Below are 21570 nucleotides of genomic sequence, written 5' to 3'. Positions count from 1 at the left end.
TCTCAGCTTCCGGCCCACACGTCCAGCACGTAGCGCTGGTCGGCGATCATCTTGTCCATCCACGCCTTGCTGTCGTGCCCGTGCTCGCGCGCGAGGTCGCTCAGCGTGCGCCGCACGTCGGGCTCCATGCGCGAGCCGTCGCCGCACACGTAGACCACCGCGCCCGCTTCCAGCAGCTTCCACACATCGGCGGCCTGCTCGCGGATCAGGTCCTGAACGTAGACCTTGCGCTCGCCCGCGCGCGAGAACGCGGTGTGCAGCTTCATCACGCCGCGGTGCGCCCAGGCCTGGAGTTCGTCGGCATAGATGAAGTCCTGCTCGGGATGGCGGCAGCCGAAGAAAAGCAGCGCCTCGCCGAGCGGGTTACCTCCTTCGATCTGCGCCGCGCGCTCCTGCAGGAAGCCGCGGAACGGCGCGAGGCCGGTGCCTGGTCCGACCATGATGAGCGGCCGGGCCGCATCGTCGGGCAGCCGGAAGCCCTCGGCCGTGGTCTCTCGCACCACGCCGTGCACCGTGTCGCCGGCTTCGGCGCGCGCCAGGAAGTTGGAGCACACGCCCTCGAAGGTGCCGCTGCCCGACCTGGCGGGGCCGCTCACCACGCCCACCGTGACGCTGCACTTGCCCGGCGTCATCGTCGGGGAAGAAGAGATCGAGTAGTAGCGCGGCGACAGCGGCGACAGCATTTCGAGGAACACCGCGAACGGTACCTGGCAGGCACGGTGCTCTTCCAGCAGGTCGAGCAGCGACTTGCGCTTGTGCAGCACCTCTGTCTTGTACATCGCCTGCGAAGCCTCGTCGCTGCCTGACAGCGCCGCGAGCCTGGGTTTGGTGAACGGGCACTCGGTGTACGCCGCGAGCGTGGCGATCTGCTTGCGCGTGGCCACGTCCTGCAGCTCGACGTAGTCGCCCAGCAGGCGGTCGACCGCGATCACCTGCTCCACCGGCAGCGCCGCCTTGCGGCCCGAGCCGGCATGCAGGCGCACATGCGCGTCGCGGTCGAAGCCGAAGCGCGCCATCGCACGTTCGACCTGGGCCGGACTGTTGCGCGGCACCACGCTCAGGTGGTCGCCGGCGCGGTAGACCAGACCCTCGGGCAGCATCAGCTCGACGTGGCGCGTGGAGCGGCCTGCTTCGCCGTTGCCGCCGTTCTGCAGCTCTCGGTTCTCGATCACCCGCAGCGCCACCGCGCCCAGCGCGTCGACGATCGCGTTCTTCTGCGGCGGCGGCAGCTCCTCGAGCGTGTAGAGCGGCTCGCTCTGCGCGGGTGAGTCGGCGCCGGTCTTGATGTCGAAGGCCTTCACCAGCTCGGGCCACAGCGCATCGCTCCAGTCCTGGAAGGCGCCGTCCATGTCCTCGCGCGCATCGCCTTCGCCGCGCGGATGCACGCGCGTGGCGCCGAGCGCCTCGAGCCGTTCGTCGATGCGGCGCGGCACCGCCTGGTAGGTGGCGGCCCAGTCGGTGTTGCCGCAGCCGAACACGCTGAAGCGCACGCCGTTGAGCGAATCGTCGGCCTTGTCGAGCCAGCGGTGGAACTCGGCCGCGTTGTCGGGCGCCACGCCGTTGTACGAGGCGCAGACGATGGCGACCGCGCCGTTGGCCGGCAGCCGCTCGGCATAGTCGTCGAGCGAGGCCAGCTGGGTGGAGAAGCCGCGCGTCTCGCCGGCCTCGGCCAGCTGCCGCGCGAGGTCTTCGGCCGTGCCGAGGTTGGAGCCCTGCAGCACCAGCAGCGAGGTGCCGTGGCGCGCCGCCTGCTGCTTGCGCTGTGCTGGCTGCGTGGGCTGCACGGGCGCGGCGGCCGCGTCGCTCATGTTGCCGCGCGGGCGCGTGGCCGGGTCGCGCAGCAGTGCCTTGATCCTGAAATTCTCGGGCTTGATCGTCAGCGCTTCCTTGATCTTCAGCTTGTAGCCCGTGTGGTCCACGAGGTTGAAGCGCTGAAGGATCATGCCCAGCGTGAGCACCGCCTCCTGCAGCGCGAACTGCCGCCCGATGCAGGCGCGCTGCCCGTTGCCGAAGGGCTTGAACGCGTTCGCCGGCCGCTCGCGCTCGGCTTCGCGGCTGAAGTGGTCGGGGTTGAACTGGTCGGCATCCTCGCCCCAGATGCCCTTGTCACGGTGCAGCGCCAGCGCATGCATGATGACCATGTTGTTCTTCTTGATCGTGTACAGCCCGCCGATCTTCGTGTCTTCCTTGGCGCGCATCGAGATCGCGGGCGCGGTCGGATACAGGCGCAGAGATTCCTTCAGCACCTGCATCACGTACTGCAGCCGGTTGACCTGCGCGTAGGTCGGCTTCTGCGAGGTGTCCGGGCCGAACACGTTGTCCACCTCGGCTTGCGCCTTGGCCATCGCCTCGGGGTTGTTCAGCAGGAAGTAGATGGCGAACGAGAGCAGGCCGCTGGTGGTCTCGTGCCCCGCGATGAGGAATTCGATGCACTCGTCGCGGATCATCTTGTCGGTGAGCTGCTCGCCGCTCTTCTTGTCCACGCCAGCGATCATGTAGCTCAGCAGGTCGGGCTTGGTGGCGATGTCGGCCCCGCTCGCGCGCCGCTCCTCGATGATGTCTTCCACCATCTTGTGCATGAAGCGGATGTCCTTGCGCTGTTGCGCGAGCTCCTTCTTCAGCATCAGCTCTTCCAGCGGCAGGCCGCGGCGGTTCTGCACCGTCTCCAGCGTGCGCACCATCGCGTCGACGAAAGGATGGAAGCCTTCGCGGTAGAACGAGTTGAAGCGATAGCCGAAGCCGCACAGGCCGATGGTGTCGAGCGTGAGCGCGGTCATGTCGCGCACCACGTCCACCTCTTCATCGAAGTTCAACCGCTCCCACTTGGTGACCAGCTGCCCCGCGATGTCCAGCATCATCGGGTGGTAGGCCTGCATCGCGCGCTGGCTGAAGTTGGCCAACAGGATGTTGTGCGGCTTCGACCAGGTCTCCTCGTGCGTGTCCGAAGTGAACAGTCCGTGCGAGGCGGCACGCAGCCGGCGCAGCGCGCCGCGCGTGCTCTTGTCGAAGCGCGCTTCCTCGCAGAGTTCGTCCACCAGCTCGGGCGACGAGACCACGATCACCGGCATGCCCGGCATGTCCAGCCAGTAGATGCCGCCGAGGTCCTGCGCGATCTTCCACATGTCGAGCACGGGAGAGTCGGAGCCGATCGACAGCAGGTTCCCGACGAAGGGCTTCTTCGCCGGATGCGGGATCGGGTGGAGCGAGTTTTTGCCTGCCATGGTCTTGTTGTGCCTTTGGAGTGGACCCGCTTCGGATACCGGGGTATGGAAGCCGGAGTATCCCGACGGCACGGGAGGTGGGCAGGACGGGGTTTCCCTTAGGACATTCGCGGAGGGGAGCACCCGGTGGCCTTCGCGTGCGCCCCGAGGCAAGTCATGGCCGAACCATCTTGCACTCCGTACCTTGCGCCAGCTCGTTCCCGGTATACACCGCGTCGGTGCGAAAGCCGTAGTTCGTGCCCTCCCAGCCCGTCTTCACCGTCTTGCCGTCCACCGGCACGATGGTGTTGACCACCTGCGGCAACAACAACTGGTGGTCTTCGGCACGCATGCGCACTGGGCCCACCGCAGAGTCGAAGCTCAGGTCCTCGAGCGCGCGAGCCACCTTGACGGTGTCGGTCGAACCGGCCTTGTCGATGGCGGCAGCCAGCAGGCGCGGCGTCATGTCGATGCGCGGCGCGAGGAAGTCCTTGCCGGTCTTGGCCTTGTAGGCCTTGGCCAGTGCGTCCACCTTCGGCGTGCCGGCCTCGCCGGGGTGCCATTCGGCGACCCAGGTCAGCTGCCCCAGCTTCGCCTGCGACACCGCCGTGACCGTGCCCGGCACCGACCCTGCGCTGTGGTTGAAGTAGCGCAAGTTGTAGCCCGCGTCGCCCGCGGCCTTCAGCAGCAGCGTCATGTCCTGGCCCCAGTTGCCGGTGATGACCGAATCGGCGCCGCTTTGCTTCACGTTGGCGATGTAGGGCGCGAAGTCCTTCACGCGGCCGATGGGGTGAAGCGTTTCGCCGACGAACTGGATGTCAGGCCGCGCCAGGCCCACCAGCTGCCTGCCATAGCTCGCCCACTGCTTGCCGTGCGCGTAGTCCTGGTTGAGCAGGTAGACCTTCTTCACGTCGGGCGTCTTCTTGATGTAGTTGGCCAGCGCCTTCATCTTCATCGCCGTGTTGGCCTCGGTCTGGAAGTGCCAGAAGCTGCAGCCCTTGCCCGTCATCTCGGGGTCGATGGAGGAGTGGTTCAGCACGATCAGCTCCTTGCCCGGGTTGCGCTGGTTCCAGCGCGCCACCGACTGCACCAGCGCCGTGACCACCGACGAGCCCGAGCCGCCCGTGACGATCGCCTTCGCGCCCTGGTCGATGGCCGCCTGCAGCGCGCTCTGGCTTTCCTGCGCCGAGAGCTTGCTGTCGAACTGCAGCAGCTGCAGCTTCGTGCCGCCGAGCACGCCGCCCCTGGCGTTGATGTCCTCAATGGCGTACTGCGTGTGCATCAGCATCAGCTCGCCGACGTTGGCAAAAGGACCCGAGAGCGGATCGATGTAGGCGACCTTGTAGGTCTGCTGCGCGTGAGCGGCGCCGGCGGTGGCCAGCAGGCAGGCAAGGGCGATCCGCGCCAATGGCGCACGGTTGAACTTCATGGTTTGTCTCCGGGGATGGTTGTCGGTCAGTTCTTCGCTTGCAGCCCGATCACGCGGCCGGCCAGCTTCGTGAGTTCGGCCACCACCTCGTCGGGCGAGAGGCGCCCGTTGGGGCGGTACCAGCTGTAGAGAAAACCCGGCAGGCTGCAGGCCGCGAGCGCGGTGAGCTTGGTCTCGGCGAAGTCGAGGTCGCCGTCGCGCCGCGCTTCTTCGAGCAGCGGGCACAGCAGGTCGTAGAAGTGGTGGGCGAGCTTCTTCTGCGCCGCGATGTACTCGGGCCGGTACACCTGCGGCTCGCGATAAGGAAAGAAGGCGACGGGGTGATGCGCAATGGTCGCGCGAATCAGCCGCTCGATGCCGTCGATCACCTTCTCGCTGGCGCGACGCGGGTCTGTGGCTGCGAAGTCGAGCGCGGTGAAGCAATCGACAGCCGGGCGCCAGGAGAGCGTCTCGAAAATCTCCTGCTTGTCGCGGAAGTAGTAGTACACGAAGGGCTTGGTCACGCCCAGCGCGCGCACGATCTGCGCCATGGTGGTGTTGGCATAGCCCTGCGCCGCAAACAGCTGCGCAGCCGCCTGCAGGATGCGCTCGCGCTGCAGGTCGGTGCCCTGCGTGGCTGCGCGCTGTCGGCCCGTGCCTTGGGGCAGGTGCGGCTGTGCAGCGGTACCGCTCTGGCTTCCAGAGGGTTTGTGCCGTGTCGCGGAAGTTATACCCATGGGTAGGATTGTTCGTGCACCATGCACCATTGGCAAGCGCCAGCCCGGTGCGTGCGGCTATCGATAACCCTGAGGAAGTGACGCCATGGAGACATTGCCCGACCGCCCGCAGCAGCCCCTGCACGAGTACCTGCGCACCCACGCACGCGAGCGCGGCGGCAGCACTGCCTGTCTCTGGTACGGCCAGGCGATGAGCTGGTCCGAGCTCGATCGCGCGAGCGACGCCTTCGCCGCGCGGCTGCAGGCGCTCGGCGTGAAGAAGGGAGAGCCGGTGGTGCTCTTCCTCAACAACTGCCCGCAATACCTTGTGGCGCACTTCGGCATCCAGAAAATCGGCGCCATCGTCTGCCCGAGCGGGCCGCTCAACAAGGAGCACGAGCTGGCCTACCAGGTCAACGACCTGAAGGCGCGCGTGATCGTCGCGGCCGCGTCGCTGTTGCCGGTAGTGCGCAAGGTGCAGCCGCAGAGCGCGCTCGAACATGTGTTCGTGGTGCACTACGCCGATCTGCTGCCTGCCCATCCCGCGCTCGACCTTCCGCTCGAACTCGCCGCGGAGCGCAAGTCCGAACGCACCGTACCCGAAGGCTGCGAAGACTTCCTCGCCGTGATGAAGGCTGGCGCGAAGCCGCAGGCCGTCGCCATCGACATGGACGACGTTGCGCTCATGACCTACACCTCGGGCACCACCGGCCTGCCGAAGGGCGCGATGCTGAGCTATGGCAACGCGCTCTTCAAGACGCGCGCCGCGGCCGACTGCAATGGCGTGGGGCCCGATGACGTGCTGCTGTCCATCGCGCCGCTGTATCACATCGCGGGCATGCTGATGGGCGTCAACGTGCCGGTGCTCAGCGGCGCAGCCTCGGTGCTGATGCACCGCTTCGATCCGCGCGCCGCGCTGCAGGCCATCGCCGCGTACAAGGTGAGCTGGTGGTACAGCATCGCGCCGATGAACGTGGCCTGCATGCAGGTGCCCGACATCGCGAGCTTCGACCTGGGCAGCCTGAAGATGAACCCGGTGACCAGCTTCGGCATCGCCTTCACCGAGCCGCTGGCGCAGCAGTGGCGCTCGCATGCGCCGAACTGCACCTCGTTCGAGGCCGCCTACGGCCTGAGCGAGACCCACACCTGCGACACCTACACGCCGCACCACGCGCCGCGCTGGGGCACGCAGGGCGTGCCGGTGCCGGGCGTGACGATCCGCATCGTCGACGCGGACACGCAGGCCGACATGCCCGCAGGCGAGGTCGGCGAGATCGTGCTGACCAGCCCCGGCGTCTTCAAGGGCTATTGGAACAAGCCCGAGGCCACCGCTGCCACGCTGCGCAACGGCTGGGTGCACACGGGCGACATGGGCAAGCTCGACGCCGATGGCTACCTCACCTTCATCGGCCGCTTCAAGGAAATGATCAAGGTCTCGGGCTACAGCGTGTTCCCCGAAGAGGTAGAGACCATCCTCATCAAGCACCCGGCGGTCGCGCAGGCGGCCGTCATCGCGCAGCCCGATGCCGAGAAGGGCGAGGTCGTGAAGGCCTTCATCGTGCGCAAGCCCGGCGCCGCGCTCGAGGCCGATGCGCTGATTGCCTGGGCGCGAGACAACATGGCGAGCTACAAGGCGCCGCGCGCCGTGAGCTTCATCGATGCATTGCCGACCACCGGCGCGGGCAAGGTGCTGCGCCGCCTGCTCAAAGACCAAAGCTGAGAGGTTCTGTTTGTTCTCCAAAGTTCTGATTGCCAACCGCGGCGAGATCGCCGTGCGGCTGATGCGCGCCCTGCGCGACCTGGGCATCGCCAGCGTGGCGGTGCATGCGCGCGACGACGTCTCGGCGCTGCACGCGCAGCTGGCCGACACGGCCGTCGCACTCGATGCGACCGGGCCTTCCGCGTACCTCGACGTGGCCGCGCTGACTGCCGTTGCAAAGGCGCAGGGATGCGATGCGGTGCATCCCGGCTACGGCTTTCTCAGCGAGCGCGCCGATTTCGCGCAGGCCTGTGCCGAGGCAGGCCTCGTCTTCATCGGCCCGACGCCCGAGCAGCTGGGCCTGTTCGGTGACAAGGCACGCGCACGCGCCCTGGCCACGCAATGCGATGTGCCGGTGATGCCCGGCAGCGCCGGCGCGGTGACGCTTGCGCAGGCGCAGGCCTTCTTCGTCGAGCAGCACGCGCAGGGCGCGGGCGTGATGGTCAAGGCCATTGGCGGCGGCGGCGGGCGCGGCATGCGCGCGGTGATCGATGTGCACGAACTGCCCGAGGCACATGCCCGCTGCATGTCCGAAGCCAGGGCGGCCTTCGGCATCGAGGGCGTGTACGTCGAACGGCTGATGCGCAATGCGCGGCACATCGAGGTGCAGGTGCTGGGCGACGGGCAGGCCGTGGCCAGCCTCGGCGAACGCGAATGCACGCTGCAGCGGCGCTTCCAGAAGCTGGTGGAAATCGCGCCGAGCCCCTCGCTGCCCGAGGCCCTGCGCTCGCAGGTAACGCAGGCTGCGCTGCGCATGGCGAAGGCGGTGGGTTATCGCGGGCTGGGCACGTTCGAATTTTTGGTCGATGCCGGATCGACGACGCTGCCCTTCGTCTTCATCGAGGCGAACCCGCGGCTGCAGGTCGAGCACACGGTGACGGAAGCGGTGACCGGTCTCGATCTGGTGCAACTGCAGATCGCTGTCGCAGCGGGCCAGCCCTTGGATGAACTGGGCGTGGACGCCGATCGCACCGCGCCGCAGCGCGGCTTCGCGGTGCAGTGGCGCATCAACGCCGAGACGCTCGATGCGCAAGGCAACGCGCGGCCTTCGGGCGGCACGCTCGCGCGCTTCGACCTGCCGGCCGGGCCGGGCGTGCGCGTCGACACGCACGGCTATGCGGGCCTTGCGCCTTCGCCGCACTACGACACGCTGCTCGCCAAGCTCATCGTGCATTCGCCATCGCCGCGTTTCGCAGATGCATTGCGCCGTTCGCTGCGCGCGCTGGACGAATGCCACATCGACGGCATCGCCACGAACCAGCCGCTGCTGCGCGCCATCGCAGCGCGGCCCGAGTTCGCGACGCAGGCGGTGCACACGCGCTTCGTGGAGGCGCATCTGGGCGATCTGCTGGCCGCCGCGGCCTCGTTTGAAAAGCATGCGAAGAAGACGGCGGCCGCGCCGGCTACACAACCCGCCGTCGAAGACGACGGTTCGGACGAACTGACCGTCAAGGCGCCGATGCCGGCCCGCCTCCTGCAGTTCGAAGTGGACATCGGTGACGTGCTGCCCGCCGGCGCGCAACTCGGCGTGCTCGAGGCCATGAAGATGGAGCACCTGCTGCACGCGCCCGTGGCCGGCCGCGTGGTCGCGCTGCTGGCCGCGCCCGGCGACTACCTCGTCGAAGGCCAGTCGCTGGTGCAGCTCGAAGCCGTCGATGCGCAAGCCGTCGAGGCCGAGGCGCGCGCCGAGCACGACCTCGATGCGATCCGCCCCGACCTGCAAAAGGTCATCGACCGCCACGCGCCCACGCTCGACATCAATCGCAAGGCCGCCGTCGACAAGCGCCACGCGCAGGGCGGCCGCACCGCGCGCGAGAACATCGCCGACCTGTGCGACACCGCTGCCGACCCCCAAAACTTCATCGAGTACGGCGCGCTCGCCATCGCCGCACAGACGCGCCGCCGCACGCTCGAGGACCTGATCGCCAACACGCCCGCCGACGGCATGGTCACGGGCCTGGGCAGCATCAATGCGAAGCAGTTCGGCCCCGAGGTGTCGCGCTGCGCCGTGCTGGCCTACGACTACACCGTGCTGGCCGGTACGCAGGGCATGCGCAACCACCACAAGACCGACCGGCTGCTGGCGGTCGCGCATCAGCTGAAGCTGCCGGTGGTGCTGTTCGCCGAGGGTGGCGGCGGTCGTCCCGGCGATACGGACATGCCGATCGTCGCGGGGCTCAACAACCATACCTTCAGCCAGTTCGCGGCGCTCTCGGGCAAGGTGCCCGTGGTCGGCATCGTGCACGGCCGCTGCTTCGCGGGCAACGCGGCACTGCTGGGCTGCGCCGACGTGATCATCGCCACCAGGAGCAGCAACATCGGCATGAGCGGCCCCGCGATGATCGAAGGCGGCGGCCTCGGGACCTTTGCGCCCGAACAGATCGGCCCGAGCAGCGTGCAGTCGCGCAATGGCGTGATCGACATCCTCGTGGAAGACGAAGCCGCCGCAGTGGCCGCGGCGAAGCAGTACCTGTCCTACTTCCAGGGTGCGACCACCGGTTGGCAATGCGCAGACCCGCGCACGCTGCGCCACGTCGTGCCCGAGAACCGGCTGCGCGTGTACGACGTGCGAGCGGCGATGCGCGGCGTGGCCGACACCGGCTCGCTGCTCGAACTGCGCGCGGGTTTCGGCGCGGGCATCGTCACGGCGCTCGCGCGCATCGAGGGCCGGCCGGTGGGCCTGATGGCCAACAACCCGCACCACCTTGGCGGCGCGATCGACGTGGAAGCGGCCGACAAGTCCGCGCGCTTCATGCAGCTGTGCAATGCGCACGGCCTTCCAATTGTTTCGTTGTGCGACACGCCAGGCTTCATGGTCGGGCCCGAAATCGAGGCGCAGGCGCAGGTGCGCCACGTGTGCCGCATGTTCATGGTGGCCTCGCACCTGCGCGTGCCGTTCTTCGCCGTGGTGCTGCGCAAGGGCTATGGCTTGGGCGCGCAGGCGATGACGGCGGGCGGTTTCGACGCACCCGTTTTCACCGTGGCCTGGCCCACTGGCGAATTCGGTGCGATGGGGCTCGAAGGTGCTGTGCGCCTGGGCTTTCGCAAGGAACTGGCGGCCGTCCCGGAGGGCGGCGAGCGCGATGCGCTGTTCAGGAAGCTCGTGGCGCAGCAGTACGCGAACGGCGAGGCGATCCACATGGCGCAGACGCTGGAGATCGATGCAGTGATCGATCCGGCCGAAACACGCACCTGGCTGGTGCGTGGGCTGTCCTCCGCGACGAAGGCGCCCGGCGCGGCCGCTGCCTATGTAGACACTTGGTAACCCGGCTTTAGACCTCGTCACGCGCGGGAGATCATGGCTCCGTAAACTGCGTCGCTTTGCGCCAATGAAACTGGTTTCTCGTTGGGCAGCCCACCTCCGCGACGTGGCCACGGCGCACTGGGTGGCAGCCCTCTGCCTCGCAGTGCTGGCCGTGGGTGTGCAGGCCGTCACTCCCGGCAACCATCCCCGCCAGCCCGCCGAGGCGCACTGGGTGGCGAGCTGGGCGGTGGCGCCGGTCGAGTTCGGCGAGCTGGCCGCAAGCCCCGGCGGCGCGGGCTATTCATCGCCCGCCGGCAATGACCTGCGCGGGCAGACGCTGCGCCAGCAGGTCGAACTGTCGCTGGACGGCCAGCGCATCCGCATCCGCTTCTCGAACCGCTTCGGCAAGGCGCCGCTGCGCATTGCCGCCGCGAGTGCGGCACGCGGCACCGGCGCCGATGCGTTCTCGCCGGCCACGCTGCGCGTGCTGCGGTTCGGTGGGCGCACCAGCCTCACGATCGCCCCCGGCGCGGACGCCTGGAGCGATGGCGTCGACCTGCCGGTTCAGGCGGGGCAAACCGTGGTCGTGAGTGCCTTCTTCGACCGCGCCGCGCCGTTTTCCACGGTTTCCATGCTCGAGCCGGGAACGACTTGGGTGACTGCCGGCAATGCCGTGATGGCGCCGAAGCTGAAGAGCCCCACGCCGCTGGTGCTGAACCAGATCGTGACCGGGCTCGACGTCCTCACCACGAAGTCCGTGCGCACCGTCGTGGCTTTCGGCGACTCCATCACGTCGGGCACCGCGGAGGCCAAATTCGGGGCCTATCCCGACATGCTGGCCACGCGCCTGCGCGATACGCAGGGCGCTGGAAACGACATAGCGGTGCTCAATGCCGGCATCGGCGGCAACCGCCTGCTGGCCGACGGCATGGGGCCCAGCGGCCTCTCGCGTTTCGAGCGCGACGCCTTACGGCAGAGCAGCGTGACGCACGCGATCGTCCTGCTCGGCACCAACGACATCGGCCGCACCCTGTTCGCCAACGTGCCCGGCGCCGAGATCAAGCCCCGCGACATGCCGACCGCCGAGCGCATCACCGATGGGCTCGAGCAGCTGGTCAAGCAGGCTCGCGCCAAGGGCGTGAAGGTGCTGCTCGGCACGGTGCCGCCATTCAGGAACACGCCTTACTGGAACGAGGCCAACGATGCCATGCGCGAAGCCGTCAACCGCTGGATTCGCGGTCGGCAGGACATCGACGGCGTGGTCGATTTCGATGCGGCGCTGCGCGACCCCGCGGACCCGCAGGCATTGAACCCGCTGTTCGATTCGGGCGACCACCTGCACCCCAACAAGGCCGGCCATGCCGCGATGGCCGCGACCATCGACCTGCACGAATTGCAGGAGTGAGTGCTCGCAAGGGCTGTGGGAGCAGCGAAAGGCGGGTCACAGCTCTACACAAGATTTCGTGCACCGCTTACAGGCGCTTCACATGGGCTGGGCAGCATGAAGGCTCCTGCAACTCATGAGGGGTACTTCATGAAAAAGATCGCATTGGCTCTTTCCATCGGCGCTGCTTCGCTTCTGTCGGTGGGCACGTTGGCTGTTCCCACGGCCGCGCAGGCGCAGCCCGTCACCATCGAGGTGGCGCCGCCCCCGCCGCGCTTCGAACGCATGCCGCCGCCGCGCCGCGGCTATGCGTGGTCGCCGGGGCACTATGAATGGCACGGTGGCCGCCACGTGTGGGTCCGCGGCTACTGGGTGCGCGAGCGTCCGGGCTATGCCTACCGTCCGCCGGAATGGCGCCAGGACGGCGACCGCTGGCAATACCACAGGGGCGGTTGGGACCGCGATGGCGACGGGGTGCCGAACCGCTACGACCGCCGGCCGGACGACCCGAATCGCAACTGACGGCAGGGTTCAGCGGAACACGACGGTGCGGTGGCCGTTCAGCAGCACGCGGTGCTCGCTGTGCCACTTCACCGCCCGCGCCAGCACCTGGCTCTCCGTGTCGCGGCCGCGGGCCGTGAGGTCTTCGACCGTGTCGGTGTGGTCGGCGCGTTCCACGTCCTGCTCGATGATCGGGCCTTCGTCGAGGTCGGCCGTCACGTAGTGGGCGGTGGCGCCGATCAGCTTCACGCCGCGGTCGTGGGCCTGGTAATAGGGCTTGGCGCCCTTGAAGCTGGGCAGGAACGAATGGTGGATGTTGATCGCGCGGCCAGCCAGGCTGCGGCACAGGTCGTTGCTCAGGATCTGCATGTAGCGCGCGAGCACCACGAGCTCGGCGCCTTCGGCCTCGATGATTTCCAGCTGCTTCGCCTCGGCCTGCGCCTTGGTCGCGCCCGTCACCGGGATATGGTGGAACGGCACGTTGTAGCTGGCGGCCAGCTGGTAGAAGTCGCGGTGGTTCGAGATGATGGCGCGCACGTCGATGGCCAGCAGGCCGCTCTTCCAGCGGAACAGCAGGTCGTTGAGGCAGTGGCCTTCCTTGCTGACCAGGATCACGGTCTTCATGGGCTCGGCGGCGGCATGCAGCTGCAGCGCCATGCCGAAGCCGGCGGCGAAGGTCTTCAATTCCTCGCGCAGCGTGGCTTCGCTGTGCTCGCCGCAGGCGAAGCGCACCCGCATGAAGAACAGGCCCGTGTCGTGGTCGTTGTACTGGGCGGCCTCTTCGATGTTGGCGCCCCGTTCGAGCAGGAAGCCCGACACGGCGTGCACGATGCCCGTACGGTCGGGGCAAGAGAGGTTCAGGATGTAGGCGGGCGAGGTGGGCGTAGTGGTCGTCATCAGGGGCGTGATTGTCGCAGGGGTGCCAGAATCGCGATTTTCCTCGACCACATAACCGCAGGAGCGAGACATGGCCCAGCAGGACTTCAACATGGACAACCAATGGTTGCCCTTCACTCCCAACCGCCATTTCAGGAAAGACCCGCGCGTCTTCGTGGCGGCCGATGGCATGGAGTTCACCACGCATGAAGGCAAGAAGGTGATCGACGGCATCTCCTCGCTGTGGTGCGTGGGCGCGGGCCACAACCGCAAGCCCATCAACGAGGCGATCAAGAAGCAGCTCGACACGCTCGACTACGCCACTGCCTTCCAGGTCAGCAACGACCGCGCCTTCAAGGCGGCCGAGATGATCGCCTCGCTCGCGCCCGGCGATCTCAACAAGGTGCTGTTCTGCAACTCGGGTTCGGAAGCCGCAGACACCTCGATGAAGGTCGCGCTTGCCTATCACCGCGCACGCGGCGAAGGCCACCGCAACGTGTTCATCGGCCGCGAGAAGGGCTACCACGGCGTGGGCTTCGGTGGCATGTCGGTGGGCGGCATTCCCGGCAATCGCAAGGTGTTCGGCTCGGCCTTCCTGCCGCGCGTGGACCACATGCGCTTCATCCACGATCCGGTGAACCACGCCTACATCCACAACGAGGAGCCGGTGTGGGCCGAAGACCCGCTGGTCGAGCTCGAAACGCGCATCCTGCCGCTGCACGATGCGAGCAACATCGCCGCGATCATCGTCGAGCCGGTGGCCGGATCGGCCGGCTGGTACCTGCCGCCCAAGGGCTACCTGAAGCGCTTGCGCGAGATCTGCGACAAGCACGGCATCCTGCTGATCTTCGACGAGGTCATCACCGGCTTCGGCCGCATGGGCACCAACTTCGCGTCCGACTATTACGGCGTGGTGCCCGACATGCTGAACTTCGCCAAGTGCGTGACCAACGGCGTCATTCCGCTCGGCGGCGTGATCTGCCGCGACAAGCTCTACGACGCGATGATGAAGACCGAGGCGCCCGAGCACGTGGTCGAGTTCTTCCACGGCTACACCTACTCGGGCCACCCGGTGGCCTGCGCCGCGGCCATCGCCACGCTCGATCTCTTCAAGCAGGAGAACCTGTTCGCGCGCGCCGGCGAAATGGGCAAGGTGCTGGGCGATGCCTTCCACAGTGCCTTCAAGGGCCTGCCGAACGTGATCGGCATCCGCAGCCTGGGCCTCGCCGCGGCGGTGGAACTCGCGCCCATCGCGGGCACGCCGGGCAAGCGCGCCTACGACATCTTCCTGGACTGCTTCCACAAGGGTGCACTGGTACGGCCCGCGGGCGACGTGCTGGTGATCGCACCGCCGTACATCGTGGAAAAGTCGCACATCGACACGCTGGTGAATACGCTGGCGGATTCGATCAGAAAGCACGCCTGAGCGGGACGGCGGCACTTGCGCAAGCCGGCGACGCGAAGGCCGTTCGCAGGATCGCGGCGCTGGAAACCATGCGACTTTCGTTTTGAACTGACGGTCGGCGAAGCATTTCTACCGCTTTGACAGAAGCCAGCGGGAGCTTCATTCTTCAGCCCTCACCACGGGGCTGGAGATGACGATGTCGGAAAAAATCGAACGCTGGATGAATCAGCCGCTTTTCGTGGGTCGTCAGGCTCTTCTCGTCACCGTGACACTCGGCTCTGTCGGCGCCTGGTTGTTGTTCTGGTTCGGTGAATAGGGTCGACGCGTTCAAGCCTTCGGTTGCGGCCTGGCCAGCCGCTTGAACTCGGCGCAATAGTCTTTCTCGGGCAATGGCGGCGTCTGCCATGTGCTGTCGTAATCGCCCGCCGCCACGTCCGTCGCAGCGGCAGCGGCGCGCATTTGCACCGTGGCAACCTTGATGTCGTCGGGCAGATGCTGCGGCACGCCGAGCGTACGCACGACGTGGCCCGCGCCGGCGATCAGCAGCACCGTCTGGCCCGGCCGCCTTGCCTTGACGATGGCCTGCGCCATTGCACGGTCGCGGCCCACCTGGATGCGCGTCATCGGGACGATCTGGGATTCGGGCAGCATCTTGCAGTGGCCCTCCCGCACGGCGTCCTGCTGCACGGCATAGGCCTCGCCATTGAGCTGCACGTCGAGCGAGACGTCGGCCATGGCGTCCCTCATGCGCGTGCGCGGCAGGTTGGCGCCGACCACGGGCACGCCCGCGCGCACGGCCACCATCACGGTGGGGCCGTAGCTGGCCCAGGGCCAGGCCTTGTCGCTCCAGTCGAGGGCCGCCTGCACCTGCGCTTCGGTGGCGGTGGGGGCGATGCGCGCGGTGCTGCGGCCTTCCTCGGCCATTTCGAGCGCAAGCGCGGCGAGATGGCCGCGCGCGACCAGCGCCTCGACGGCTTCGCGCTCGATGGCGTGGTGCTCGGGGGCGTCGTGCTGCTCGCCGAGCAGGAGGGCGTCGACCGGCTGGAGTGCTGCGATGCGGCGCGCGATGGGTGCATCGGCGCCGGGAGGCAGCACCGAGCAGCCCCCGAATGCGGTGGTGGCGAGCAGGGGAAGAAGCAGGCGCCAGGGAGTCCGCAGGGGCCGGTTTGGAGGGGACATCACGCCATACTATGCCCCGGCACACGCCCGCCGTGCCGTCCATTTCCGCTTTTCCCTGTCGTCTCTTTCGGTTTCTTCGCTGACCCCCGGTTCACGGGACCCGTTGCCGGTGCTTCATGAAAAAAGCGCCCGGACAGGGCGCTTTGTCGTTGGAGGCCGAATTTGCGTCAGTGCACCAGCACCGGCGTGTGGGCCAGCTCGGCGTAGCCTTCGAGCGTGTCCTCGACTTCTTCCTGGGTGGGGGTGTTGAGCTGCCACGCGGCGATCTGCTGCTGGAACAGCTCGGCCCACGAGCCGTCAAGGTAGACCTCCTTGCCCGAACGCTTGTCCACGATCTCGAAGCCGTGGCGCTCCAGAACCGGCACGTTGGGTTGCGCGGGTTCGTCGCCTTCATTGGGCTGCACGTGGACGACGACGAAAGACTCCGAGTCATAAAGCATGTTCATGGCGGGCCCTGTGAGGATGTCGATGGCGTTCATGGGGGATACATAGCAATCAACGCGCCAGTTTCAAGACAGGTTGTCATTCTTGTAAAACCAACGGGCTAATTTTCTTGGCTTTGCTCCGATGGAACGACCTTCTCCTCAGTTCGGGGGGGCCGCGGGTAGGGGTTTGCGCAATTGGGCGTCAGCGAAGTCCCCGTTGGGTTCCGTCTGCCGGATGCGCACTGGCAGGTAGCCGTACGCTGGCGCAAGCCAAAGCTCGAGTTTTCGGTCGAACTCCCGCCGAGGATTGCGGGTGAGCTTGCGCGTGACGTATTCGCCGGCCGGAAGGCTCACTTTTTCTTCGTCACCGACCACGAAGACCCAGACGTCGGCATCGCGCGGCCCCACGGTCTGGACCGAAATCCGGGTGCCTGCCGGATAGCGCCCGGGGCTGGCCGCCAGCAGGCCGCCGAGCTGCATCATCACGCTCATGCGGTCCTGCGCGCCGGCCAGCAGGGGCACGGGTGGCGCGTTGTTGCTGAACACGATCTGCCCCTGTTCGCGTACGAAATGAGAAGCCAGCTCTGACTTGCGGCTTTCGGAGTACCGCTCGGGCTCCAGCCCCGAGGGACCGATGCGGCCGGTGCTGTGCCAGTTGAGCAAGGTGAAGAACACCGCCTTGAGCGTCAGCCGTCCGTCGTAGCGGCTGCCATCCTGCAGCCAGACCAGTTCGCCGAACACGCCACGCTGCGGGGAGGCGCCGGACTGGCCGGTGGCCTCGAAGTCCAGCGTGACCGAGCCGGGGATCTTCATCGCCTGGGTGCCGGCGATGGTGCCCGAGGCCTCGCCGCCGGCCGCCGCAGTGGTGCCGGTTCCGGTGCCGCTGGAAGGCGATACCGCGCCGGTTGGGGCGCTGGCCGCTGCTTCCGGCGGTGTTGCTCCTGAATTGGTAGCGGCCTGGGCTTTCAGGTCGGGCGTTTCGGGGGCTGAAGGCGTGGAGGCATCCGGCTCTGGCGCGGGCGCAGGCTTGACGACGGCCGGTTTCGGCTTGGGCACAGACGCTTCACGGGGACGCCGCGGCTTGGGTGGCGGAGGCGGCTTCGCTTCGGCGGGTGCGGCCGCCGGAGCGGGCGCCTCGGACGCCGGTGGTGCGATCACGATGGTGCGCGTGCTGAACTTGCTAGCCAGCGGCGAGGGTTCCGGCCCGACCGCCGTCGGCGCCAGCCCGAGCAGCAACAGATGGACCAGCCCCACCAGCAGCGTCAGCCCGATCAGAACCCGCCACGACGGACGCCCCGGCAGCCCGGGAGGCAGCGATGGCGAGGAAGAGGGGGCGACGAGCGTCGGCATCGGTATGTGGAGTGAGGCGCCGGCCCGGAGGTTCACGAAAGACCACCTCGGTAAACTGCCGCCCGTTCAACCAGTTTAAGTGGGAGCGGCGACCGGCCCGGGCCGGCGCCCCGTCCCCGTTCTCACGCACGCACCGCATCATGAAACTCGCCACCTTGAAGGACGGCTCGCGCGACGGCCAGCTCGTCGTCGTATCGCGCGACCTCACGCTCGCCCACTACGCCACCGGCATCGCGAGCCGGCTGCAGCAGGTGCTGGACGACTGGGGCTTCATGAGCCCGCAGCTGCAGGACCTGTACGACGCCGTCAACACCGGCCGTGCACGCCATTCCTTTCCCTTCGATCCGTCGATGTGCATGGCCCCGCTGCCGCGCGCCTACCAGTGGGCCGACGGCTCGGCCTACCTGAACCACGTGGAGCTGGTGCGCAAGGCGCGCAACGCCGAGGTGCCCGAGAGCTTCTACACCGATCCGCTGATGTACCAGGGCGGCAGCGACGACTTCCTGGGCCCGACCGACGACGTGGTCGTGCCCAGCGAAGCCATGGGCATCGACTTCGAGGCCGAGATCGCGGTGATCACCGGCGACGTGCGCATGGGTGCCACGCCCGACCAGGCGCTCGACGGCATCCGCCTCGTGATGCTGGCCAACGACGTGAGCCTGCGCAACCTCATTCCGGCCGAGCTGGCCAAGGGCTTCGGCTTCTTCCAGAGCAAGCCCGCCACCGCCTTCAGCCCCGTGGCCGTCACGCTCGACGAGATCGGCGAGGCGTGGCAGGACGGCCGCGTACACCTCGCGCTGCAAAGCAGCTGGAACGGCCGCAAGGTCGGCCTGTGCGACGCCGGCCCGGAGATGACCTTCCACTTCGGCCAGCTCATCGCCCACATCGCCAAGACGCGCAACGTGCGCGCCGGCAGCATCGTGGGCAGCGGCACCGTGAGCAACAAGGGCGTCGAGAAGAAGGACGGCCAGATGGACTGGCCCAAGGGCTATTCGTGCATCGCCGAGAAGCGCTGCATCGAGACCATCCAGACCGGCCAGCCCTACACCGAGTTCATGAAGTTCGGCGACACGATCCGCATCGAGATGAAGGGGTTGGACGGGCGCTCGCTGTTCGGGGCGATCGATCAGGAGATCGTGTCCACGGCGGGGCGGCCGAAGGAGGCGCCGGTGTCGCTGGTGAAGCCGCAGCAGGGCGGGGCGCCGGACGAGCCACGGCCGGAGCAAGAAGCTTCCGAAGACTGAGGGGCCGGCTCAGTGCGGCCCCGCGCCGCGCAGCAACTCCTTCTGCGACCGTATCCCCAGCCGCCGGAACGCCCGGTACTGGTGGGTGCGCACCGTCGTCAGCTCCACGCCGATCTCGCGCGCGGCTTCCTTGGCCGTCCGGCCCGCCATCAGGTGGCCGATGACCTCGCGCTCGCGCAGGCTCAGCTTCAGCAGCCGCGAGGCGAGGACGGGCTCCACCGGCTCCCGCGCGGCCACTGCGCTGCGGCCGTGCGCGGCGGTGGCATCGGCCAGGAGCGTGGCGTGCGCCTCGATGCGCGCGAAGTCGGCCGCGCCGAACTCCGGCTGCGCGAGGCTGCGGTAGAAGCTCACGGCCACGCGCTGGCCCGTGGGCTGCAGCAACAGCACCGAGGCGCGCTCGCGAATGCCCACGTCGCCGTAGCAGGCGGCGCGGTACACCGGGTCGGCCACTTCGTCGGCGCGCTGGTGCCCCATCCAGAGCTGCGCACGCCTGGGCAGCTTGCGCGCCGCCAGCCAGGCCATGTTCGGGTCGAGCAAATCGAAGCGCTGCGCCACGTAGCGTTCGGACGTGCGCTCGGCCGTGCTGCCGTAGCTGCTGGCGGCAGACACGAGCTCGATGCGTCCGGCGGCATCGACCACGAACACGGTGCAGAAAGTCACCGGCATCACGCGCTGCATGGCCTTGAGATAGCTGGTCGCCAGAAGCGGCGTGCCCACGCCGGAGAGCACATCGCCGACCACGGCGGCGGCCAGCGCGGTGTCTTCGGCGGGGTGGATGCGCCAGCGTCTCATGCGGGAGGAAAGAAGAAGAAAAGGGCGCGCATACGGGTAACTACCTCGTACGAAGTTATGACATTGACGCTCCTCCCGCATCGGGACAATCCCGCCGGATGACGAACTCTCCCGCTGCCACCCTCGGCGATGCCGCCAGCGGCCCCGTGCCGCCGAAGTCCGGCGCCGACGCCGGACTGCCGCCCTCGGTCGGCGCGTTCCACTACACGCGCTACGGAGCCCGAACGCCCGCGCTCGGCCCTGGCGGCGTTGAAGCCGGCAGCCACCCGGTGGTGATCGCCGGCGGCGGCCCTGTCGGCATGGCGCTGGCGCTGGGGCTCGCGAACCACGGTGTGCGCTGCGTGATCCTCGAAGCTGACGACACCGTGTGCGTGGGCAGCCGCGCGGCCTGCATCTCGCGCCGCAGTCTCGAGATCATGGAGCGGCTCGGCGTGCTGCGCGGCTTCATGGGCAAGGGCCTGCCGTGGACCGGCGGGCGCAGCTTCTACAAGACGGCCGAGGTGTTCCGCTTCGAGATGCCGCACGACGCGCAGCAGAAGCTGCCGCCGATGATCAACCTCGAGCAGTACTACGCCGAGCACTACCTGCTCGAAGAGATCTTCCGCCGCAACGAGGCGACGCCGGGGCTCATCGACATCCGCTGGGGCACCGAGCTCACCGGCCTCGCGCAGCACGACGACGGCGTGACGCTCGACATGCGCAACGCCGAAGGCGCATACCGGCTGCATGGCCAGTGGCTCGCAGCCTGCGACGGCGGCCAGAGCTTCGTGCGCAAGGCGATGGGGCTCGCGCTCGAAGGTACGGGCTACGAAGGCCGCTACGTGATCATCGACATCGAGCTCAAGAGCAGGCACCCGACGGAGCGCCGCGCGTGGTTCGACCCGCCGTGGAACCCGGGCTCGACCGTGCTGATGCACCGCCAGCCCGACGACATCTGGCGCATCGACTACCAGCTGCGCCCCGGCCAGAGCACCGAGGAGGCGCTGCAGCCACCAGCCGTGGCCGAGTTCGTGCAGCGCCACCTCGACGCCATCGGCGAAGGCCACCTGCCATGTAAGACGGTGTGGACCTCGGTCTACCGCGCCGGCGCGATGACGCTCGACAGCTACCGCCACGGCCGCGTCGTGTTCGCGGGCAACGCGGCGCATGCGATGCCGATCTTCGGCGTGCGCGGGCTCAACTCGGGCTTCGACGACGCAGACAACCTCGCGTGGAAGCTGGCGTTCGTCGCCAGGGGCTTGTCGGATGCGGCACTGCTCGACTCGTACTCGCAGGAGCGCATCGCGGCCTTCCACGTGAACGCCGAGAACGCGATGCGCAGCACCGAGTTCATGTCGCCGCCGTCGCGCGGCTTCGACCTGCTGCGCGAGGCGGCGCTGTCGCTGTCGGAAAGGCACCGCGGCATCGCGCAACTCATCAACCCGCGCCAGACGCAGGCCGTGCGCTACGCCGATTCGCCGCTGTCGTCGGGCGAAGGAGATGCATTGCCGGCCGGCCCGCTGCCGGGCGAGGTGATGCCGGAGCAGCAACTCGAACAAGGCCATCTCACCGACTGGGTCGCGCCGGCCTTCACGCTGCTGGTGCTGCAGCCCGAGGTGGCCGCGCCGCCCGCGGCCGACGTCGCGCAGGCACGGCAGGGCGCGCTGCCCTTCGTCGTTCGCAGCATTGCGAGCCCGGGCTCCGGCGGCGCCGATGCGCATGCATCCCCTGCCGTCTTTGAAGCGCTCGGCGCACAGGACGGCGCGGTCTACCTGCTGCGCCCCGACGGCCACGTGGCCGCGCGCTGGCATCGCCTGCCGCCCGGCGCCCTGCAACCCGCACTGGCCCGCGCGGCCCAGGAACTCCCCGCATGAGCGCGACACCGTTGAACCCCGACGCCCGCGACCGCCTCTACGCCGAGTGCGCGCGCGCCATCACCGAGGCGGGCGCCGAGCGCGAATCGCTGTTCCTCGCGCGGCTTGCGCTGCTGCTGTTCGAGCAGGTCGGCGACGAGGCGCGCTGCCGCGCCGCGCTGGCCGACGCGTTGCACGCGCTGCCCGTACCATCGCTGTCCGCTTCCGAATCACAAACAACGACTGGAGACTGAT

At 68.0% G+C, this 21570-nt stretch carries 17 protein-coding genes; 9 read left to right on the top strand and 8 right to left on the bottom strand.

Annotation, left to right across the window (positions count from 1 at the left end; genetic code table 11):
- Window positions 1–2: 2 nt before the first annotated feature.
- The 3 genes from AC1DFC_RS09925 to AC1DFC_RS09915 form a co-directional block, all read right to left on the bottom strand.
- Window positions 3–3221, bottom strand: coding sequence for a bifunctional cytochrome P450/NADPH--P450 reductase (locus AC1DFC_RS09925; protein ID WP_413331607.1), 3219 nt, complete (start codon window positions 3219–3221; stop codon window positions 3–5).
- Between the two features lie 154 nt (window positions 3222–3375).
- Window positions 3376–4629, bottom strand: a complete 1254-nt coding sequence (locus tag AC1DFC_RS09920) for a branched-chain amino acid ABC transporter substrate-binding protein (protein WP_478179144.1) — start codon at window positions 4627–4629, stop codon at window positions 3376–3378.
- 26 nt (window positions 4630–4655) lie between these two features.
- Window positions 4656–5345 (bottom strand): TetR/AcrR family transcriptional regulator, encoded by a 690-nt coding sequence (locus tag AC1DFC_RS09915; protein WP_007835982.1) that lies wholly within the window; start codon window positions 5343–5345, stop codon window positions 4656–4658.
- Window positions 5346–5430: 85 nt separating this feature from the next.
- Between AC1DFC_RS09915 and AC1DFC_RS09910 the strand changes: the two genes are divergently transcribed.
- From AC1DFC_RS09910 to AC1DFC_RS09895, 4 genes are all read left to right on the top strand, one after another.
- A complete protein-coding gene (locus tag AC1DFC_RS09910; RefSeq protein WP_413331605.1) occupies window positions 5431–7044 on the top strand; it encodes an AMP-binding protein in 1614 nt (537 codons plus the stop codon).
- 10 nt (window positions 7045–7054) lie between these two features.
- Window positions 7055–10348 carry a carboxyl transferase domain-containing protein gene (locus tag AC1DFC_RS09905; RefSeq protein ID WP_478179143.1) on the top strand — a complete coding sequence of 1098 codons (3294 nt, stop codon included), beginning with the start codon at window positions 7055–7057 and terminating at the stop codon, window positions 10346–10348.
- Window positions 10349–10412: 64 nt separating this feature from the next.
- On the top strand, window positions 10413–11732 hold the full coding sequence (locus AC1DFC_RS09900; protein ID WP_413331603.1) for an SGNH/GDSL hydrolase family protein: 1320 nt from the start codon (window positions 10413–10415) through the stop codon (window positions 11730–11732).
- Between the two features lie 129 nt (window positions 11733–11861).
- Window positions 11862–12233, top strand: a complete 372-nt coding sequence (locus AC1DFC_RS09895) for a YXWGXW repeat-containing protein (protein WP_007835978.1) — start codon at window positions 11862–11864, stop codon at window positions 12231–12233.
- 9 nt (window positions 12234–12242) lie between these two features.
- On the opposite strand, the gene purU is transcribed toward AC1DFC_RS09895, so the two are convergent.
- Window positions 12243–13109 (bottom strand): formyltetrahydrofolate deformylase, encoded by an 867-nt coding sequence (gene purU / locus AC1DFC_RS09890; RefSeq protein WP_007835977.1) that lies wholly within the window; start codon window positions 13107–13109, stop codon window positions 12243–12245.
- A gap of 70 nt (window positions 13110–13179) precedes the next feature.
- Between purU and aptA the strand changes: the two genes are divergently transcribed.
- Together aptA and AC1DFC_RS09880 are read left to right on the top strand one after the other, a co-directional pair.
- A complete protein-coding gene (gene aptA, locus AC1DFC_RS09885) occupies window positions 13180–14514 on the top strand; it encodes an omega-aminotransferase AptA (RefSeq protein ID WP_007835976.1) in 1335 nt (444 codons plus the stop codon).
- Between the two features lie 169 nt (window positions 14515–14683).
- A complete protein-coding gene (locus AC1DFC_RS09880) occupies window positions 14684–14809 on the top strand; it encodes a hypothetical protein (protein WP_478179142.1) in 126 nt (41 codons plus the stop codon).
- Between the two features lie 11 nt (window positions 14810–14820).
- Here the strand turns inward: AC1DFC_RS09880 and AC1DFC_RS09875 are convergent, their stop codons facing one another.
- The 3 genes from AC1DFC_RS09875 to AC1DFC_RS09865 all read right to left on the bottom strand — a co-directional run bounded on the left by AC1DFC_RS09875 (window position 14821) and on the right by AC1DFC_RS09865 (window position 17447).
- Complete coding sequence (locus tag AC1DFC_RS09875) at window positions 14821–15672, bottom strand: ChaN family lipoprotein (RefSeq protein WP_478179141.1); 852 nt, start codon at window positions 15670–15672, stop codon at window positions 14821–14823.
- A 167-nt stretch (window positions 15673–15839) separates the two neighbouring features.
- Window positions 15840–16151 (bottom strand): BTH_I0359 family protein, encoded by a 312-nt coding sequence (locus AC1DFC_RS09870; RefSeq protein ID WP_007835970.1) that lies wholly within the window; start codon window positions 16149–16151, stop codon window positions 15840–15842.
- Window positions 16152–16256: 105 nt separating this feature from the next.
- Complete coding sequence (locus AC1DFC_RS09865) at window positions 16257–17447, bottom strand: DUF3108 domain-containing protein (protein WP_478179140.1); 1191 nt, start codon at window positions 17445–17447, stop codon at window positions 16257–16259.
- Window positions 17448–17587: 140 nt separating this feature from the next.
- Here AC1DFC_RS09865 and AC1DFC_RS09860 point away from each other — a divergent pair, with 140 nt between their 5' ends.
- A complete protein-coding gene (locus AC1DFC_RS09860) occupies window positions 17588–18691 on the top strand; it encodes a fumarylacetoacetate hydrolase family protein (protein ID WP_478179139.1) in 1104 nt (367 codons plus the stop codon).
- Window positions 18692–18700: 9 nt separating this feature from the next.
- On the opposite strand, the gene AC1DFC_RS09855 is transcribed toward AC1DFC_RS09860, so the two are convergent.
- Window positions 18701–19483: a helix-turn-helix transcriptional regulator gene (locus tag AC1DFC_RS09855; protein ID WP_007835965.1), complete on the bottom strand. Its 783-nt coding sequence runs from the start codon at window positions 19481–19483 to the stop codon at window positions 18701–18703.
- A gap of 98 nt (window positions 19484–19581) precedes the next feature.
- Between AC1DFC_RS09855 and AC1DFC_RS09850 the strand changes: the two genes are divergently transcribed.
- The gene (locus AC1DFC_RS09850) at window positions 19582–21336 is read left to right on the top strand and encodes an FAD-dependent monooxygenase (protein WP_478179138.1); all 1755 of its coding nucleotides are present in this window, start codon (window positions 19582–19584) and stop codon (window positions 21334–21336) included.
- Window positions 21333–21569: a hypothetical protein gene (locus tag AC1DFC_RS09845; RefSeq protein WP_478179137.1), complete on the top strand. Its 237-nt coding sequence runs from the start codon at window positions 21333–21335 to the stop codon at window positions 21567–21569. Before AC1DFC_RS09850 ends, AC1DFC_RS09845 begins: the two co-directional genes overlap by 4 nt.
- Window position 21570: the final 1 nt, after the last annotated feature.

The sequence above is a fragment of the Variovorax sp. 10L421 genome (assembly GCF_056395365.1).
This window is presented reverse-complemented; position numbering and strand designations above follow the sequence as displayed.

What these genes read in the sequence shown, in the direction of transcription:
- AC1DFC_RS09845 (WP_478179137.1), top strand. Translation starts at nt 21,333, where the DNA reads ATGAGCGCGACACCGTTGAACCCCGACGCCCGCGACCGCCTCTACGCC.
- purU (WP_007835977.1), bottom strand. Translation starts at nt 13,109, where the DNA reads ATGACGACCACTACGCCCACCTCGCCCGCCTACATCCTGAACCTCTCT.
- AC1DFC_RS09915 (WP_007835982.1), bottom strand. Translation starts at nt 5,345, where the DNA reads ATGGGTATAACTTCCGCGACACGGCACAAACCCTCTGGAAGCCAGAGC.
- AC1DFC_RS09925 (WP_413331607.1), bottom strand. Translation starts at nt 3,221, where the DNA reads ATGGCAGGCAAAAACTCGCTCCACCCGATCCCGCATCCGGCGAAGAAG.
- AC1DFC_RS09870 (WP_007835970.1), bottom strand. Translation starts at nt 16,151, where the DNA reads ATGAACGCCATCGACATCCTCACAGGGCCCGCCATGAACATGCTTTAT.
- AC1DFC_RS09895 (WP_007835978.1), top strand. Translation starts at nt 11,862, where the DNA reads ATGAAAAAGATCGCATTGGCTCTTTCCATCGGCGCTGCTTCGCTTCTG.
- AC1DFC_RS09880 (WP_478179142.1), top strand. Translation starts at nt 14,684, where the DNA reads ATGACGATGTCGGAAAAAATCGAACGCTGGATGAATCAGCCGCTTTTC.
- AC1DFC_RS09900 (WP_413331603.1), top strand. Translation starts at nt 10,413, where the DNA reads ATGAAACTGGTTTCTCGTTGGGCAGCCCACCTCCGCGACGTGGCCACG.
- AC1DFC_RS09875 (WP_478179141.1), bottom strand. Translation starts at nt 15,672, where the DNA reads ATGTCCCCTCCAAACCGGCCCCTGCGGACTCCCTGGCGCCTGCTTCTT.
- AC1DFC_RS09910 (WP_413331605.1), top strand. Translation starts at nt 5,431, where the DNA reads ATGGAGACATTGCCCGACCGCCCGCAGCAGCCCCTGCACGAGTACCTG.
- AC1DFC_RS09920 (WP_478179144.1), bottom strand. Translation starts at nt 4,629, where the DNA reads ATGAAGTTCAACCGTGCGCCATTGGCGCGGATCGCCCTTGCCTGCCTG.
- AC1DFC_RS09865 (WP_478179140.1), bottom strand. Translation starts at nt 17,447, where the DNA reads ATGCCGACGCTCGTCGCCCCCTCTTCCTCGCCATCGCTGCCTCCCGGG.
- AC1DFC_RS09860 (WP_478179139.1), top strand. Translation starts at nt 17,588, where the DNA reads ATGAAACTCGCCACCTTGAAGGACGGCTCGCGCGACGGCCAGCTCGTC.
- AC1DFC_RS09855 (WP_007835965.1), bottom strand. Translation starts at nt 19,483, where the DNA reads ATGAGACGCTGGCGCATCCACCCCGCCGAAGACACCGCGCTGGCCGCC.
- AC1DFC_RS09850 (WP_478179138.1), top strand. Translation starts at nt 19,582, where the DNA reads ATGACGAACTCTCCCGCTGCCACCCTCGGCGATGCCGCCAGCGGCCCC.
- aptA (WP_007835976.1), top strand. Translation starts at nt 13,180, where the DNA reads ATGGCCCAGCAGGACTTCAACATGGACAACCAATGGTTGCCCTTCACT.